This is a genomic window from Xenorhabdus sp. PB62.4 (assembly GCF_014467285.1).
Taxonomy (GTDB): domain Bacteria; phylum Pseudomonadota; class Gammaproteobacteria; order Enterobacterales; family Enterobacteriaceae; genus Xenorhabdus.
In genome coordinates this window covers 1-1848 of sequence record NZ_NKHR01000073.1, presented here as the reverse complement: position 1 = coordinate 1848, position 1848 = coordinate 1, and the positions used below count along the sequence as shown (strand labels likewise).

1 pseudogene is annotated in these 1848 nt (G+C 51.7%); it reads right to left on the bottom strand.

From position 1 onward, the window contains the following. A pseudogene (locus Xenpb_RS19205) lies at positions 1 to 1848 on the bottom strand (RHS repeat protein); the annotation flags it as partial.

The following is a 1848-nucleotide window of genomic DNA, read 5'->3' as shown; positions in this document are numbered from 1 at the left end:
GCTGTAAAGACAACGGGCTGTGTTGGTTAAACTGGAAATGGTTTAACCAGCCCATCCGGTTATAACCAAAATGCAACGTATCTTCGCCCAGTGTTTCTGCGACAGGCAAGTCGTTGAGGTCATCCCATTCATGCAAGATTTCACGTCCGTTCAGACGCTCACTCATCAGATGTCCTGCCTCATCATATTCGAATTCCACCACCACATCCGCTGAGATGGCCCGGATCATCCTGCCTTTGGGGTCGTAGGTATAGGCAGTCTCGGCCTGCAATGTATATTCTAATTTTCCGGCCTGCCAATATTCCTGCCGCAAAATCTGGTCGTTGACATTATAACAAACACGAATCAACTGACCGTTGGGATACCGTGTCAGGGTTCGACGGCCTGCCCGGTCGTAGGTATATTCGACTGTCCGTCCCGTGAAATCGGTTTCACGGATAATCTGCCCGGCTAAGTCCCGCTCATAGCGATACGTTTCACCGGTCGCCATCGTCACACTGTTCAGACGAATTAAGCGGTCATAACCAAAATGCAGGACTGTCCCATCCGGGCGGGTTAGCCGGGTCAGCAGATCAAAGGCACCATAGGTATAACGGGTGGTATTTCCCTCACCGTCCGTAAACGCAGTGACCCGGCGCTCACTATCATAGCCGATATGCTGTTTTACCCCATCCGGTAATTCAATTTCAGTGACGCTGCTTTCCGGGCTGGCATGAAACGCACAGTGCTGATAACGGGTTTGTTGCCCCAGTGCATCGGTCATACCACGCAGCCGCCCCAGCCCATCCTGTTCATAGCGGGTGGTGTAACCATTGGGCGCCAAAACACCATGAAGCCGGTGTTGTTCATATTCATAACGCCATTGGGTGCCATCCGGCAGTACCCGTCTGAGGATTTCGCCATGTTGGTTGTAACGGTACTCTTCCAATCGCCCCTGCGGGTCGGTTACGGCATCCAGTGCGCCCTGGTCGCTGTAGTGAAAAAGCCACTTTTTGCCATCCGGCAGTTTGGCCTGCACCAGTTGACCGTATTCATCATAGTCATAAACAAACACGTCACCGGAAGGCAGTGTCAGTTGGGTCAGTTCGCCGTAGGGTGTGTATTCGAACTGTGTTTTTCTGCCCAGAGGATCGGTTTCTGAGAGTTTATGGCTCAGATCCCATTCCAGTACCGTTTCCCGCCCCAGCGGGTCAACTTTACGGGTAATCTGGCCGTCTTCATTGTACCAATAGCGGGTACAGCCGCCTTCTGCATCCAGATAGGTAGTGACTTGGTTGACGTCATCATACAAAAAACGATCCTGCCAGTAGCCTTGTGGGGTATTGACCGAGACCACCCGCCCCCGGTTGTCATACCCCATCGACACATCCGTTGAATCCGTGTCATGCCAGCGGGTCATATAGCCACGGGGATCATATTCGTGCCAGAGGTGACTGAACTGAAATGAATGGCATTCTGACAGGTAATTTTGTGCGTTGTACTGACAGGTGACCAGCGTCTGGCGCAGTTCTTCAGTCAGGTACGCGATAGAAGCCAACCGGTTCTGGTCGTAGTCCAGTAATAAGCGATAACCATCGGAATGGATAACCTGTGACAGCCGGTATTGTTGCTCTCCAAAGGGATCATCATAATGGAAGGTGATGTGGTTATTGTGACGGTCACGGATCGCAGACAATAACCGTTTATCGCCTGCTGGCTGTTCAAAACTCTGCGTTAATTGCGTCTGACGATCAAACAGGTGTAATCCGCCTGTTAACGTGCCAAACAGCAGATAATGCCCGGCATGCAGGTTAACCGAGAACACGTTTTCATCCGGCGTATGGAAGGTGTAGACAACCCCATCCGCAT